Origin of the sequence: Cellvibrio fontiphilus, from assembly GCF_042646205.1 — a bacterium.
Classification (GTDB): domain Bacteria; phylum Pseudomonadota; class Gammaproteobacteria; order Pseudomonadales; family Cellvibrionaceae; genus Cellvibrio; species Cellvibrio fontiphilus_A.
In genome coordinates this window covers 136,964-150,569 of the sequence record NZ_JBHRTF010000003.1, presented here as the reverse complement: position 1 = coordinate 150,569, position 13,606 = coordinate 136,964, and the positions used below count along the sequence as shown (strand labels likewise).

The 13,606-nt window shown below is 49.7% G+C and carries 17 protein-coding genes; 9 read left to right on the top strand and 8 right to left on the bottom strand.

Features of this window, described 5'->3' with window-relative positions; all coding sequences use genetic code 11:
• Nucleotides 1-11 precede the first annotated feature (11 nt).
• A complete protein-coding gene (locus tag ACFODX_RS06280) occupies nucleotides 12-731 on the top strand; it encodes a GntR family transcriptional regulator (protein ID WP_378117195.1) in 720 nt (239 codons plus the stop codon).
• Between the two features lie 74 nt (nucleotides 732-805).
• On the opposite strand, the gene ACFODX_RS06275 is transcribed toward ACFODX_RS06280, so the two are convergent.
• From ACFODX_RS06275 to ACFODX_RS06265, 3 genes are read right to left on the bottom strand one after another with little or no spacing between them, the layout of a single operon-like run.
• Nucleotides 806-994, bottom strand: a complete 189-nt coding sequence (locus ACFODX_RS06275; RefSeq protein WP_378117193.1) for a DUF4177 domain-containing protein — start codon at nucleotides 992-994, stop codon at nucleotides 806-808.
• A gap of 5 nt (nucleotides 995-999) precedes the next feature.
• On the bottom strand, nucleotides 1,000-1,206 hold the full coding sequence (locus tag ACFODX_RS06270) for a hypothetical protein (RefSeq protein WP_378117191.1): 207 nt from the start codon (nucleotides 1,204-1,206) through the stop codon (nucleotides 1,000-1,002).
• 27 nt (nucleotides 1,207-1,233) lie between these two features.
• Entirely contained in the window at nucleotides 1,234-2,094 is an 861-nt protein-coding gene (locus ACFODX_RS06265) for an SPFH domain-containing protein (RefSeq protein WP_378117189.1), read from the bottom strand.
• 258 nt (nucleotides 2,095-2,352) lie between these two features.
• Here ACFODX_RS06265 and ACFODX_RS06260 point away from each other — a divergent pair, with 258 nt between their 5' ends.
• The 4 genes from ACFODX_RS06260 (at nucleotide 2,353) to ACFODX_RS06245 (ending at nucleotide 6,245) form a co-directional block, all read left to right on the top strand.
• Nucleotides 2,353-3,465 carry a sensor histidine kinase gene (locus ACFODX_RS06260; RefSeq protein WP_378117187.1) on the top strand — a complete coding sequence of 371 codons (1,113 nt, stop codon included), beginning with the start codon at nucleotides 2,353-2,355 and terminating at the stop codon, nucleotides 3,463-3,465.
• A 28-nt stretch (nucleotides 3,466-3,493) separates the two neighbouring features.
• On the top strand, nucleotides 3,494-4,090 hold the full coding sequence (locus ACFODX_RS06255) for a response regulator transcription factor (RefSeq protein ID WP_324259628.1): 597 nt from the start codon (nucleotides 3,494-3,496) through the stop codon (nucleotides 4,088-4,090).
• A gap of 191 nt (nucleotides 4,091-4,281) precedes the next feature.
• On the top strand, nucleotides 4,282-4,587 hold the full coding sequence (locus tag ACFODX_RS06250; RefSeq protein ID WP_378117185.1) for a DUF485 domain-containing protein: 306 nt from the start codon (nucleotides 4,282-4,284) through the stop codon (nucleotides 4,585-4,587).
• Nucleotides 4,584-6,245 (top strand): cation acetate symporter, encoded by a 1,662-nt coding sequence (locus ACFODX_RS06245; RefSeq protein ID WP_378117182.1) that lies wholly within the window; start codon nucleotides 4,584-4,586, stop codon nucleotides 6,243-6,245. The genes ACFODX_RS06250 and ACFODX_RS06245 overlap by 4 nt, the downstream gene beginning before the upstream one ends.
• Nucleotides 6,246-6,322: 77 nt before the next feature.
• Here ACFODX_RS06245 and ACFODX_RS06240 read toward each other — a convergent pair whose 3' ends face one another.
• Complete coding sequence (locus ACFODX_RS06240) at nucleotides 6,323-7,333, bottom strand: glycoside hydrolase family 16 protein (RefSeq protein ID WP_378117181.1); 1,011 nt, start codon at nucleotides 7,331-7,333, stop codon at nucleotides 6,323-6,325.
• A gap of 173 nt (nucleotides 7,334-7,506) precedes the next feature.
• Nucleotides 7,507-8,190: an RluA family pseudouridine synthase gene (locus ACFODX_RS06235; RefSeq protein WP_378117179.1), complete on the bottom strand. Its 684-nt coding sequence runs from the start codon at nucleotides 8,188-8,190 to the stop codon at nucleotides 7,507-7,509.
• 242 nt (nucleotides 8,191-8,432) lie between these two features.
• Here ACFODX_RS06235 and ACFODX_RS06230 point away from each other — a divergent pair, with 242 nt between their 5' ends.
• On the top strand, nucleotides 8,433-10,097 hold the full coding sequence (locus ACFODX_RS06230; protein ID WP_378117177.1) for a nitrite/sulfite reductase: 1,665 nt from the start codon (nucleotides 8,433-8,435) through the stop codon (nucleotides 10,095-10,097).
• Nucleotides 10,081-10,590, top strand: a complete 510-nt coding sequence (locus ACFODX_RS06225) for a DUF934 domain-containing protein (protein ID WP_378117175.1) — start codon at nucleotides 10,081-10,083, stop codon at nucleotides 10,588-10,590. Before ACFODX_RS06230 ends, ACFODX_RS06225 begins: the two co-directional genes overlap by 17 nt.
• Nucleotides 10,591-10,727: 137 nt before the next feature.
• Here the strand turns inward: ACFODX_RS06225 and tusA are convergent, their stop codons facing one another.
• Nucleotides 10,728-10,961, bottom strand: coding sequence for a sulfurtransferase TusA (gene tusA / locus ACFODX_RS06220; RefSeq protein ID WP_378117173.1), 234 nt, complete (start codon nucleotides 10,959-10,961; stop codon nucleotides 10,728-10,730).
• 108 nt (nucleotides 10,962-11,069) lie between these two features.
• Between tusA and ACFODX_RS06215 the strand changes: the two genes are divergently transcribed.
• The gene (locus ACFODX_RS06215) at nucleotides 11,070-11,471 is read left to right on the top strand and encodes a hypothetical protein (RefSeq protein WP_378117171.1); all 402 of its coding nucleotides are present in this window, start codon (nucleotides 11,070-11,072) and stop codon (nucleotides 11,469-11,471) included.
• Between the two features lie 70 nt (nucleotides 11,472-11,541).
• On the opposite strand, the gene rlmM is transcribed toward ACFODX_RS06215, so the two are convergent.
• Nucleotides 11,542-12,597 carry a 23S rRNA (cytidine(2498)-2'-O)-methyltransferase RlmM gene (gene rlmM / locus ACFODX_RS06210; protein ID WP_378117169.1) on the bottom strand — a complete coding sequence of 352 codons (1,056 nt, stop codon included), beginning with the start codon at nucleotides 12,595-12,597 and terminating at the stop codon, nucleotides 11,542-11,544.
• 21 nt (nucleotides 12,598-12,618) lie between these two features.
• A complete protein-coding gene (locus ACFODX_RS06205) occupies nucleotides 12,619-12,861 on the bottom strand; it encodes a YheU family protein (protein ID WP_378117167.1) in 243 nt (80 codons plus the stop codon).
• Between the two features lie 149 nt (nucleotides 12,862-13,010).
• On the opposite strand from ACFODX_RS06205, the gene ACFODX_RS06200 reads away from it, so the two are divergent.
• Complete coding sequence (locus ACFODX_RS06200) at nucleotides 13,011-13,538, top strand: glycine cleavage system protein R (protein WP_378117165.1); 528 nt, start codon at nucleotides 13,011-13,013, stop codon at nucleotides 13,536-13,538.
• Nucleotides 13,539-13,606 lie beyond the last annotated feature (68 nt).

The following is a 13,606-nucleotide window of genomic DNA, read 5'->3' as shown; positions in this document are numbered from 1 at the left end:
AGGAGAATACCGTGGCTAAACAGCCTGTAATCAGCATGCGCACCGATGCCAAAGAGCTTTCGTATGATCGCCCTGCTGCCAGTCAGATCTTTGGTTTTATTCGCGATGCGATTATTGGAATGGAGTTGCTGCCCGGCCAAATGATTTCCGAAACTGCACTGGCGCAGCAGTTTGGCGTGAGCCGGACACCGGTACGCGAAGCGCTGATCCAGTTATCCAACATTGGGTTTGTGGAAGTGTTGCCGCAACGCGGTACTTATGTTTCCAAGTTCAGCATGGATAAAATCCTGGAAGCGCGTTTTATCCGCGAAGCGCTGGAAGTTGCAGTAGTAGGCCACTTGGCGATAAATACGGATGAGGCGACAAGACTGGAGGTAGTTGCTGCCTGCGACAAAATTATTGCTGACCAAAAAATTGCCGCAGCCGATGATGACGCGCTCGCCTTCCAAAATCTGGACGATAACTTTCACCAAACTCTGGCCGGTTTTACCCACTACGCACGTGTAGCATCGCTTATAGAAGCCGAGAAGGCGCACATGGATAGAGTGCGTAGTTTGAGCTTACACGTAAGCGGGCAATACAAGCGCATTCTGAGTCAGCATGCCGGTATTATCAAAGCCATTAAATCTGGTTCAGCAGAAAAAGCAGCGGCGGCGATGAGCGTTCACTTAAAAGACGTTTACAACATTCTGGAGGTTATCCCCCAGGAACATCCGGAATATTTTGAATAGGGTTGACTAGAAATCGCAACCAACAAAAAAGCAGCCTCGGCTGCTTTTTTGTTGTGCTGTGGAAATTTATCGCCTTAGTGGGATCGTTTTAAAACAGCAACAAGCCCTTGGGGAGCACCCATAAAAATAGCAGGGCAAATACTCACCAGTTCCCACCCTTCCCGCCCCAAGGCATTCAGCTCCTGATTTAATTCATCGATATCCAATGAGCCTGAAAAAAAACTGCGCTTTTTGTATTTGATTGTTTTGTATTCCCAACGCATTTCAATTAATCCTCTTGTTGATCATCCGGTTGAAGTGGCTCCAAATCTGTCACCACTTTCTGGATAAGTTTTACCCGCCCACTTTTTACCAAGGCATCGCGCAATACAAATTCAATTTGTGCGTTCAGGCTGCGCAAATCATCATCCGCCCAGCGCTGCATGGCAGCGATCACCTGTTCGTTGATTCGCAGCGGAAAAGATTTTTTGCTCACGGTGAATGCCTGCTTTGTTAAGGTCGCTTAGGAATAGATGGTTCCAGTATTAATGACCGGCTTGGCTTGCTGATCGCCGCAAAGCACTACCAATAAATTGCTCACCATGGATGCCTTGCGCTCGCCATCCAATTCAACAACACCCTGTGCTTTTAACTGCTCAAGCGCATCTGCAACCATACCCACAGCACCTTGCACAATAATTTTACGCGCTGCCAATACTGCACTCGCCTGCTGCCGCTGGAGCATGGCTTGGGCAATTTCCGGCGAGTATGCCAGGTGGCTCAAGCGCGCTTCCATCACCTCTACTCCCGCTTTTTGCAAACGATCCTGCACTTCACTTTTTAGTTTCAGGGCGATGGAGTTGGCATCGCTACGCAGGGATAAACGCGAATCTTCCTGATCGTGCTCGTAGGGGTAAGTGGTTGCCAAATTGCGCAACGCGGCCTCACTTTGAATGGTTACATAATTTTCATAGTCATCTACTTCAAACACTGCTTCGGCAGTATCCACTACTCGCCAGACAATCACTGCCGCAATTTCAATGGGATTACCGTTGGCGTCATTTACTTTTAAACGCCCGGATTCAAAGTTGCGCACCCGCAGGCTGACCGACTTCTTGCTGTAAAAGGGGTTCGCCCAGCGCAGCCCGGTAGCACGGTCAGTACCGGCGTACTGGCCGAACAACTGCAATACCTTGCCCTGGTTAGGGTGCACCATATAAAAACCAAACCAACCGATAAACACCAACAGCGCCGCTGTACCCAAGGCTAGTTTCAACAGCGGAGCCAGATAAACCACGCCCGCTACAGTTGCCAACTGCAGCACCAATAAAATCACCAGCAGTGAATAACCCGAACTGCTGCGCCCTTCCACTTCTTGAACCATGACAAACTCCTTAATGAATGGATGCTCAATAATTTTGATATCAAAACGATATCAAAATAATACATTAGCAATTTCCTGTAAAGCGTCCGTTATTACTCGCCGCAAACAAGCACCATTAAATAGCGTCACTGACAATTGTCACAAAGCTTCGGTGACTTTCACGGCTGGCGTAAAATGCAGGTGATACGCAAACTGGCGTAAGACTTTTGGGAGGTGACGCTTTAAGCTTTATCTCTCCATCCGGAAGGCAGCTTATTCATGTACAAATCCACTCACGCTTTACATAAATCCGCGGATGATTGCAGCAGCTCCATCTACTCGGCCAAATCCTGGGTGTGGCTGTTTTTTAGCCTTTATTACTTTGTCCCGCTCTACTATCTGCCGTTTTCCGGCTTTCAGCTGCCAGTGCTGGTCGGTGTTTATTGTCTGTTCGTGGGCCTTTATCTCTGGGCAATTACCCTGAGTGCCAACCGCGTATGGAAAGCGATACTCGCACTCAGCCTGCTTTCTATTGCCACTTCAGCCTACACACCCGGTGCCAGCACCTTTTTTTCCTACGTGGGTTTTCTGATTGGATTCTCCTACCGCACTCGTATCTGGTTGAACCTACTGGTATTGCATCTGCTGGTGATTGTGGGCCTGCACTACACCTTTAATTACCCGATTCCCTTCTTTGCACTGCCTGCCATATCGGGGTTAATTACCATCAGCATCATCGGCTATGTGGAGCGGGTGCGCCTGGAAGCCCGTATCAGCCAGCAAAAGAGCCATGAGGAAATCGAACAATTGGCAATCATTGCCGAGCGCGAACGTATCGCCCGCGACCTGCACGACATTTTGGGGCACACCCTCTCCAGTATCGCGCTCAAAGCGGAGTTAGCAGAAAAACTCCTGGCCCAGGACAAACAGGAAATTGCTCGCGAACATGTCTCCGAGTTACACCACATCGCGCGCAACACCCTGAGTTTGGTGCGGCAGACGGTATCCGGCTACAAACACCGGGGTCTATCGGGCGAGGTGATGGAACTCTGCGAAAAATTGCGCCAAAACGGTTTTGTGGTAGAGCTATTAGGCGAGATACCGCAGCTGAGTGCACGCGCAGAAACGGCAGTGATTCTCGCACTTACCGAACTGACCACTAACGTGCTACGCCACAGCAATGGCAATCACTGCCAGATCGAATTTCGCCACAGTTGCGACAAGATTCTGGTGAGCATGCGCGATAACGGTAAAGTCAGCGCACTCACGCCCGGCAATGGTTTACAGGGCATTCAGGAACGTATTCAGGCATTGGCGGGCGAGTTGCAATCGTCCATCAGCAAAGGTTGTGAATTTGTCATTTCACTGCCACGCCACGAATTGCACCACTAATTCGACAACCCAGGGGGAAACCTTTTCAATGAAAATTTTGTTGGCAGAAGATCAATCCATGGTGCGCGGCGCTTTGGCCGCACTGCTGGGAATGGAGCCGGGATTTGATGTTACCCAGGCGGAGGATGGTGATCGCGCCTGGCTGCTAATGAAGCAAAATAGCTACGATATTTTACTCACAGATATTGAGATGCCCGGCCGTTCAGGTCTGGAGTTGGCACAGTGGGTACTGAATCAAAAACTCCCCACCAAAACGATCATCATCACCACCTTTGGTCGCGCCGGTTATATTCGCCGCGCGATTGATATGGGTGTTGCCGGCTTTTTGCTGAAAGATGCCCCTTCCGAGCAGCTTATCGAATCCATTTATAAAGTGATGGATGGCAAACGAGTTATTGACGGTGAATTGGCAATGATGGCCCTGGGCGAAGCCGATCCGCTCAACGACAAAGAGCGCCGCGCTTTGCGTCTGGCAGCAGAGGGCAAAACTACCGCTGAGATAGCCACAGTGCTCTGCCTGTCGGAAGGTACTGTGCGCAATTATTTGTCCGAAGCGATTGCTAAATTGCATGCAGCCAACCGTGTAGATGCAGCACGTATCGCCCGCCAAAAGGGTTGGATTTAACCAACCCAGGAACTCCATCAAGTTTGGTAATTAAACCCCACCAAGTATTTCTGAATGGTCAGAATGACTGTTAGAATCCTGTCACGCCTATGCACCACAATGATATAGGCGCAAGTTATTACAACAATTATTAATGCGTTTTACTTTCAACATCGCTCGCTAATAACCAACAAGAAACAGGGATTCAACTCATGCATACCGACTCCATCCGGCAGTTGCCGGAGTACGCGGCCCTGACCCGCGCACGCAAAAAAATTATGTGGCCTTTATCTGTCGCGACCATCATCGCCTACTTCGCTCTTATCCTTACCATTGCCTTTAACCCTACCGCGCTGGGCGAACCTATAGGCGATGGCGTCACCTCCGTTGGTATGCTGCTGGGCTTGGGCGTCATCCTGTTTTGTATGCTGATCACCGGGATTTATGTCTATTACGCCAATCGCGTTTTGGAACCGCTGACTCGCGCCATAGTGCAAAAAGCGGGGGCGCAATCATGAAACTGCATCAACCACTATTCGCTGTACCTCTTGCTCTTATTATTTCTGCCATGGCTACCTGCGCGTGGGCGCAAGCAACCAGTACCAATGCCAGCGGTATTAACGTCACTGCCGTGGCGATGTTTTTGGCCTTTGTGTGTGTAACATTGGGCATAACCTATTGGGCCGCCGGCCGCACCAAAACCGCGAGTGATTTCTACGCTGCCGGTGGCGGCATTAGCGGCTTTCAAAACGGTTTGGCAATTGCGGGCGATTACATGTCTGCCGCGTCTTTTCTCGGCATAGCCGGTTTGGTTTACACCTCGGGCTTTGACGGTTTGATTTATGCGATTGGTTTTTTGGTGGGCTGGCCGATTGTTTTGGTGCTCATCGCGGAACCCCTGCGCAACCTGGGCAAATATACTTTTGCCGATGTAGCTTCATTTCGTTTGCAACAAAAACCCATTCGTATTCTTGCCGCCAGCGGCTCACTGGTTACCGTGGTTTTTTATTTGATTGCGCAAATGGTCGGCGCCGGCAAATTAATTGAATTGTTATTTGGCCTGCCCTACGAAGTCGCGGTAATTATTGTCGGTGTACTAATGACGTTGTACGTTACCTTCGGCGGTATGATCGCCACTACCTGGGTGCAACTGATTAAAGCAGTGCTATTACTGTCCGGGGCATCGCTCATGGCATTTTTAGTGATGCTGCAATTCGGTTTTAGTTTTGAAAATTTATTTGCCGAAGCCGTCAAAGTTCACACTAAAGCCAACGCCATTATGGCGCCCGGCACTTTAGTCAGCGACCCTATTTCCGCCATTTCCCTCGGCATTGCACTCATGTTTGGCACCGCTGGTTTACCGCATATTTTGATGCGTTTCTTCACGGTGAAGGACGCCGTGCAAGCGCGCCGCTCAGTGTTTTACGCCACCGGGTTTATCGGCTACTTCTACATACTCACCTTTATTATTGGTTTTGGTGCAATTATTTTGCTGCTGAAAAACCCGGCCTATTTTACCGATGGTGCATTAATTGGTGGCGCCAATATGGCAGCTATTCATTTATCGCAAGCCTTGGGCGGAGATGTACTCTTGGGCTTTATTTCAGCCGTTGCATTCGCCACTATTTTGGCGGTGGTATCGGGCCTGACTCTCGCTGGTTCCAGCGCCATTTCCCATGACCTTTACGCCACCCTGATATTAAAAGGCCAACGCGACGAGAAAAAAGAAATTCGCGCATCGCGCATCGCCACTGTGTGTTTGGGGGTAATTGCAGTATTGCTCGGCATAGTATTTGAAAAACAAAACGTCGCCTTTATGGTGGGCCTCGCGTTTTGTGTGGCAGCCAGTGCGAACTTCCCGATTTTGTTGCTCAGCATGTACTGGCGCAAACTCACTACGCGCGGCGCGGTGATCGGTGGCGGTTTGGGTTTATTTACGGCGGTAGTCTTGGTGTTATTAGGCCCAACCGTTTGGGTGGATGCCTTCGGCTTTGAGCAGGCGATTTTCCCCTACAAATACCCGGCCATTTTCTCAGTAAGCATCGCCTTTATCGGCATTTGGTTTTTCTCCATCACCGATAAATCCGCCAACGCCGCCATTGAGCAGAGTGCATTTGATGCACAATTTGTTCGCTCACAAACTGGTATCGGTGCGGCAGAAGCGGCAAAACACTAAATTAATGTTCAACCTCAAAAAGGCCGCGCAGATTGTTGCGCGGCCTTTTGCATTTTGAGCACAGCAATAAATTTTGCTTATAAACCACAGGGGGATGGCAAAAGTGGATTTTGCTCTTGCACATCATCGACATAATCGATTCCGGTGGTTTGTAAATGCACAACTTGCGCGGCAAGTTCCTCTGGATTCAAAGCTACACCTTCCTGAAAAAATACCCAGTCGATGTCCTGCTGGTATTCGCGTAACTCTGGCGATTCCACCGGGCCAATAGAGCCGTCAGCGCCCTTGGGCATAAACCAGAGATTAAAATTAATCGACATAAAATCTTCCGGGTACACCGCGCTGCTGTGTACGGAAAACACTTTGCCATCCACATAGTAAGTCAGTTTATTGTCAGTAATGGTGAGCATCAGTGTGCGCCAACCCGCGTAACTACCCTCCACACGCGTGTTTTCATTGACCTTCGTCCATGGCTCTAACTGGAAAGTATCCCAACTGGTTGTCCACATCGCCGGCTTTTCGTTGGCGCCCCAACCGCCGTTGGGCAGATACTCAAAATCCGCCTCGCTGTAATTCTTGTCCATGGGCGCCTTCAAGGGGCTGATGGTGTAGAAAGTTTGAATAACTTCATCACCGTCCGGCCCGAAGCTAGGCTCATCGCGAAAAAATACGCGCGCCGCGTAGGTGCCTTCGCGATATTTGCGTGCATGACAGAACTGGGTATGGCGAGTATTTTCCCCCTGCCCCGCGGTGACAGAACTCATGCGCACTGCACCGGCATGAGTAGCGGGAATATCTTGATGAAAACTGATTCCCTCGGCCGACCAGGTCGCATTCTTAATACCTGGATGCCCGGTTTCCGTTCGCACACGCCAGCCATTGCGATTAAAAGCTTCCATCGATTGATAATTAAAATCGTCAAAAAAAACTGCCGCCGAAGTTTTTTCAGCAACAGACGATTGAACTTGCGAAGCAACTTCTGAAGCTGCAGATGTTTGCTGCAAAGGCGCGCCGGTTTTTGTATCGCACCCGATTAATGCGATGGAAGCAGAGAGAATACTGGTGAAGAAAATCTGTTGATGACCCATATCGTTATCCTTTGTGGTTGATTTACCGGGCTAATGTCATCGACCACAGACAACGTTGTCAAACATTTTAATTATTTCCCACTCAGACTTAACGGGGTTTTACATTCATTGATAAAAAATGAAATTGTCTGTTTAACTTTTAGCGCAAAACACTCGCGTACCTTCAACCATGTTTAAAACCCGGGCGCAACCTCAACAAATACCACCTCACCGGTTGATGGATGGACAAAACCCAAGTCGGTGGCGTGGAGCAACAAACGTTCGGCAGCATTGGCGTGCTCACCACCATAAAACTCGCAGCCAAGAATCGGGTGGCCTATGGCTTGCAGGTGCAAGCGCAATTGGTGAGAGCGGCCGGTAATGGGGTGCAGCCATACACGTGTGGTGCCGGCTTGGGTATCGCGTGACAGCACGGTGTATTCGGTGACCGAAGGTTTGCCGGTTTGCAGGCAAATTTTGTACTTGGGGCCTTCGCCCGCAGCGATGGGTAAATCGATTAGCCCCTCGTCTTGCGCAATAAGGCCTGCAACAACAGCGGTGTAATGTTTGCTTACACTGCGCGCCTGAAATTGTTTGCTGATATGGGACAAGGCGGCCTTGGTAAGCGGTACCACCATTACACCGGAGGTATCGAAATCCAGCCGGTGAACAATGGTCGCACCGGGGTAATCCGCTTGCAGGCGGCTGATTACTGAATCGCGGTTTTGCGGGTGTCGCCCCGGCACGCTGAGCAGACGGGTAGGTTTATTGACCAGCAGAAAGTCTTTGTCGCGCACAAGAATCTGCAAGTCTTCATTGCACGCGGGCAGGATAAATAAATCATCAACAGACGCAGACATAAAAGTAAACGGGCTCATGTGGTAAGGGCGCCATCATAACCAGATGGAACAAGCTTAGCGATAAACAGTCGTTCACTTCCCTGCCCCCGGCTGCTAAGGTGCTGGCGCCCATTTGGCTAGCAGCAGCGCTAGTTGGATGCCCGAAAGGATCTCACACCGAGGTCGCCGAAAAGCTGCTTTTCCTGTATCCTGCGCGCCTCGATTTTTCGCCTCAATGCCATTTTTTATGGCCTTTATCTTTGTGATAGGTATCTAGCTCCATGTATATCTACGATGAGTACGACCACAGCATCCTGCGTCAGCGTATCGCCCAGTTTCGCGACCAGACCGCGCGCTTCCTCGCCGGTGACCTGAAACCCGAGCAGTTCCTGCCACTGCGCCTGCAAAATGGCCTTTATGTGCAGCGCCTTGCGCCCATGCTGCGCATTAATGTGCCCTACGGCATGGTGAACTCCACGCAATTGCGCAAACTGGCCCATATTGCCCGTCACTACGATAAAGGCTACTGCCACGTCAGTACCCGTCAGAACATCCAGTACAACTGGCCAGACCTGACTGAAGTGCCTGATATTTTGGCCGAGTTGGCAGAAGTGGGCATGCACGGCACCCAATCCAGCGGTAACTGCATTCGCAATACCACCTCTGACCAGTTTGCCGGTATAGCGCCGGATGAAATTATCGACCCACGCCCCTACTGTGAAATTATTCGCCAGTGGTCCAGCTTTCACCCTGAATTTGCGTTTTTGCCGCGTAAATTCAAAATCGCTGTCACCGGTTCGACGCAAGATCGCGCCGCCGTTCAAGTGCACGATATAGGCTTGCAACTGGTGTTAAACGACAAGGGCGAAGTCGGCTTTAAAGTTTACGTTGGTGGTGGTTTAGGCCGTACACCAGTGATTGGCGTTGCTATCCGCGAGTTCCTGCCCGAGGAAGATCTGCTGTCTTACCTTGAAGCAATTCTGCGCGTGTACAACCTCTATGGCCGTCGCGACAACAAATACAAGGCGCGTATTAAAATTCTGGTGCGCGCCCTGACGCCGGAAGTTTTTGCGCAAAAAGTGGAAGATGAATGGCAGCACCTGAAAGACGGCTACAACAAGCTGACTCAGGAAGAGATCAACCGCGCTAAAGGTTTCTTCACCGCGCCAGCTTACGAAACTATCGACAATACCGCTGCCCAAGCGGCACTGGATGCCCAAGCCGCCGAGAGCATCGCCTTTGGCAAATGGCTGCAGCGCAACGTGCGCGAACACAAGGTTGCCGGCTACGCTGCAGTGACGCTCTCGCTGAAACCGACCGGTGTTGCACCTGGTGATATCACCGACAGCCAACTGGAAGTGATTGCCAACCTCGCTGACAAATACAGTTTTGGCGAAGCGCGCACCACCCATGAGCAAAATATCGTATTGGCCGATGTGAAAAAAGCCGATCTGTTTGCGCTCTGGCAGGAATGTAAAGCCGCCGGTTTTGCCACGCCGAATATTGGCACCATCACCGATATCATCTGCTGCCCAGGTGGCGATTTCTGCTCACTGGCCAACGCCAAATCTATTCCTATCGCGGAAGCTATCCAGCGTCAGTTTGAGGATTTGGATTATGTTTATGACCTGGGCGATATCGACCTGAACATTTCAGGCTGTATGAATGCCTGCGGTCACCACCATGTGGGCCACATTGGTATTTTGGGTGTGGATAAATCCGGAAAAGAGTTCTATCAGGTGCAACTTGGCGGCAACGCCGGCAATGACGCCTCTCTCGGCGATGTGCTTGGCCCATCGTTTGGCGCGGAAGACATGCCTGCCGTGATCCAGAAGATCGTAGATGTTTACCTGGCAAACCGCACCGAAGAAGAATTGTTTATCGACACCTATCGCCGCATTGGCGCCGCTCCCTTTAAGGAGAAAGTTTATGCAAAAGCTCATTAAAGACGGTCAGATCATCGCCAACACCTGGGCTCTGCTCGCCAAAGCCGAAGGTGATGCCGCTGCCGTGGAAGTGCCTGCTGGTCAGGTGATTGTGCCCTTCGCGGTGTGGAATGCGCAGCAAGACAAGCTACAAAGCCGCAGTGATGTGGGTGTGTGGCTGGACAGCGATGAAGGTGCCGAATTGATCGGCGCCCACGCCAACCAATTTCCGGTGATTGGCCTTAACTTCCCGCTGTTTATGGATGGCCGCGCGTTTTCCACCGCACGCTTGTTGCGTGAACGCTACGGCTTTACTGGCGAACTGCGCGCGGTTGGTAATTTCATGCGCGATCAGCTGTGCTACCTGCGCCGCTGCGGTGTGAATGCCTTTGCGTTTGCCGATCCTGAAGCCAATTTGGAAGAAGCGGTGAAATCATTAAGCGACTTGCAGGAATACTATCAAGCCGCGGTTGACCAACCCCTGCCCCTGTTCCGCCGCCGCCGCCGCGCCTAATTAATCATTAATTAAACGCTTGCGAATAAAAAACGCCGTCGAAGCCAGGCTTGACGGCGTTTTTTTATTCAGGCGAAAACAATCTGACCGCAGGAACTTAGCGTAAATATAACCAGAGACTTAATAATTTTTGCATTCTAGGCTTTACGAATATAAAAAATATAATTTGCCTCACTTTGCTGTTGTTCTACCAACTCATGGCCTAAAAACAAGCAAAATTTAGGGATATCCCTCAGGGTGGATGGATCTGTAGCCACCACTTCTATCAACTCGCCCGAATTGGTTTCGCGCATTATTTTATGCAGCATCATCACTGGCTCCGGGCATAACAGACCACAGGTATTCAAAGTTTTATCAATTTTTAAATTCATAGTTTTAAATCGTCTATAAATAAACAAACCAATATTAATGGAGTTGCTATTCTATCGGTAATGGAAAAATGTGTAGGAGAAGCATTCACTACCGAGGAACCCAGTTCGATGTCTCGGAAACCAGCAGTCGATTATATGCCCACAGACTTTTTTAGCCGCCAAGCGCTTGAGCTTACATTCCGCTTACTGCGCAATAACCACATGCATCTGGCGCAAGCCGTTAAACACGCAATAGATACTATCCCCAACGTTTCTTACGAAGATCTGCAGTCTGCATACACTGGCGAAATGCTGTTGAACTCGCAGGTTCTTGACTCACTCAAAGCTCACACTATTGGCAAAATAGTAGCGGTGCTGACTGACATTGGCGAGACCGCTCTGCGCGACAAAGATCTTCCGCCCAGCCATATGACGCTATTGCGCACCTTGATTGAAGACTGGGTGCAGCTCACCGAATGGGTTTTACTGCACACAGCAGCCGATGTAAATGACCGGACTTCTTATCACTGAAAGGCTAATTCTTTTTCGTCAGCAAGCCAGCTAGTGCCGCTAAAAAATTCTCCGTTCATCGCCTGGTTCTTTATGAAAGAACGCGCAGATATCCCGTCACCTCTTCGCGGTCGTGGTAAAGCTGTTTGAACTGGATATCTAATTTAAAGCCGGCTTTTTCCAACTCGTTGCGAATTCGCTCTTCGCATTTTTTAACTTCGCTGTAGCGCTGTTTCATCGGCAACTTCAAATTAAAAATGGCATCGCGGCAATATTTTTTGGTGAACCAGCGAATAATCATACTGGTTACCCGCGCCGGTTTATCCACTATGTCGCATACCAACCACTGCACCGGTTTTTTAGGTTCATACAAAAAACCATCCGTTAAAATATGCAATACCTGCCCGGTTTCTAACAGGTTTTTATCCATTGGGCCGTTGTCCACGGCTTCTACATACATGCCGCGCTGCACCAATTGCCAAGTCCAACCACCCGGTGCTGCGCCCAGATCTACCGCACGCATCCCAGAGGCCAGGCGAGTATCCCACTCCTCTGCCGGAATAAAATGATGCCACGCCTCTTCTAATTTCAATGTCGCGCGGCTGGGTGCCTCTTTGGGCAAACGCAAACGCGCAATACCCATTGGCCAGGGCGATGAATTAGCCACAGGGCTAACACCTAAAAATGCCTGGGTTCCAGTGATAAAAACCAAATGTAAACGCAATGTACTTTTCGCTAAAAAAGCTTGCTGGGCACGCAGGGCCTTTTCCATAGGCGCGACAATTTTTTTACTCAAGCCGGATAATTCCTTACCCTCATTGGTATCTACCGTTTCAATCAATAGCTCGCGGGTTTTTGGTAATTCTGCCGCCGCTTCACACAAGCGAGAGACGCGATCTGTGACCGGTAAATCCTCGATCAGACCATTGCACGCAAACCACTGGCGCGCAAAAATTAAACGACGAAAATCCAACAACCGAATAATTTGCTCAGCACCGTCAGGTTCATGACAAATAAACAACACATAAGCGCTGTTATCCTTGGTTTTGCTGTATCCGTAAATACCCAAACCTGCTGCCAAATCGGAAATTTCAGCAGCGCATTCTTTTTCAAATCCAGCGCGGCAATGTAAAAATAAGTGATTCACAATAATCTCAATATAAAAATATTAATCGGGCTCAGTGTTTTGCTGGATGGCTTCTGCGTCGCGGCGCGTCAGCAAGCTGGCGGTTTCGGTGGCAAAATCAAATACCACTACAACATCACGCCGCCGCAATAGTTGTCTGACTTGTTCAACTTTAGTGGCGAGTGATACTTCCTCTACACCGTAATCGGTGCCCTCACGGGTAATAAATTCTTCTATCAATCCTTGCAGCGCATCACTCGATAATTGTTCGTAGGGAATAATCATGAGTTTCTCTGGATATTAAAAAGGTCAATCATCAAGGTTAATTCAACGCTTGTTCGCTATTGCCAAGCGGAGTAACCTTAAACCTAACAATCGACACACATGAATAATAACTTGTGCACCACACACCCAATAACCATTAAGGATTTGCCGTGAATACACAACTTGTTTTAACCGTGCTTTGTGATGATCGCCCCGGTGTAGTTGAGCTACTGGCACAAACCATTAGTCACCACCATGGCAACTGGCTGGAAAGCCGTATGGCGCATTTGGCTGGCAAGTTCGCCGGTATATTGCAAGTGGCAGTTGCCGAACAACATCAAGCCGAACTGCGCGCTGCACTTACCCAGCTAGCTGACAAAGGCCTAAAAATTGTCATCGAAGACGCCGTCACCATTAGCAAGCCAGACTGCCGTGAGTTTAACTTCAGTGTGGTGGGCAATGACCGGCCCGGCATAGTACGCGAAATTGCCCAAGCCTTTGCTGCCCGTCATATTAACATGGGCGAGCTGGAAACGGCGTGCTCCAGCATGCCCTGGTCGGGCGAGCCACTCTTTGAGGCGACCGGTATAATTGAAGTACCTAAAACGGTAGATATGAACGAACTTTATGATTACCTGGATAAAATTGCCGATGAATTAGCGGTAGACATTCGCCTGGAGTCCTCTACCGAGCGCTAGATAACCGCGTATTTCACTTCATAAAAAGGCAGCCTCGCTGCCTTTTTGCATTTATAAGGATTAGTTTT

Excerpts from the sequence above, each read along its gene's own strand:
- ACFODX_RS06275 (WP_378117193.1), bottom strand. The coding sequence starts at position 994 with ATGCGTTGGGAATACAAAACAATCAAATACAAAAAGCGCAGTTTTTTT.
- ACFODX_RS06265 (WP_378117189.1), bottom strand. The coding sequence starts at position 2,094 with ATGGTTCAAGAAGTGGAAGGGCGCAGCAGTTCGGGTTATTCACTGCTG.
- ACFODX_RS06260 (WP_378117187.1), top strand. The coding sequence starts at position 2,353 with ATGTACAAATCCACTCACGCTTTACATAAATCCGCGGATGATTGCAGC.
- ACFODX_RS06255 (WP_324259628.1), top strand. The coding sequence starts at position 3,494 with ATGAAAATTTTGTTGGCAGAAGATCAATCCATGGTGCGCGGCGCTTTG.
- ACFODX_RS06250 (WP_378117185.1), top strand. The coding sequence starts at position 4,282 with ATGCATACCGACTCCATCCGGCAGTTGCCGGAGTACGCGGCCCTGACC.
- ACFODX_RS06245 (WP_378117182.1), top strand. The coding sequence starts at position 4,584 with ATGAAACTGCATCAACCACTATTCGCTGTACCTCTTGCTCTTATTATT.
- ACFODX_RS06240 (WP_378117181.1), bottom strand. The coding sequence starts at position 7,333 with ATGGGTCATCAACAGATTTTCTTCACCAGTATTCTCTCTGCTTCCATC.
- ACFODX_RS06235 (WP_378117179.1), bottom strand. The coding sequence starts at position 8,190 with ATGAGCCCGTTTACTTTTATGTCTGCGTCTGTTGATGATTTATTTATC.
- ACFODX_RS06230 (WP_378117177.1), top strand. The coding sequence starts at position 8,433 with ATGTATATCTACGATGAGTACGACCACAGCATCCTGCGTCAGCGTATC.
- ACFODX_RS06225 (WP_378117175.1), top strand. The coding sequence starts at position 10,081 with ATGCAAAAGCTCATTAAAGACGGTCAGATCATCGCCAACACCTGGGCT.
- tusA (WP_378117173.1), bottom strand. The coding sequence starts at position 10,961 with ATGAATTTAAAAATTGATAAAACTTTGAATACCTGTGGTCTGTTATGC.
- ACFODX_RS06215 (WP_378117171.1), top strand. The coding sequence starts at position 11,070 with ATGTCTCGGAAACCAGCAGTCGATTATATGCCCACAGACTTTTTTAGC.
- ACFODX_RS06205 (WP_378117167.1), bottom strand. The coding sequence starts at position 12,861 with ATGATTATTCCCTACGAACAATTATCGAGTGATGCGCTGCAAGGATTG.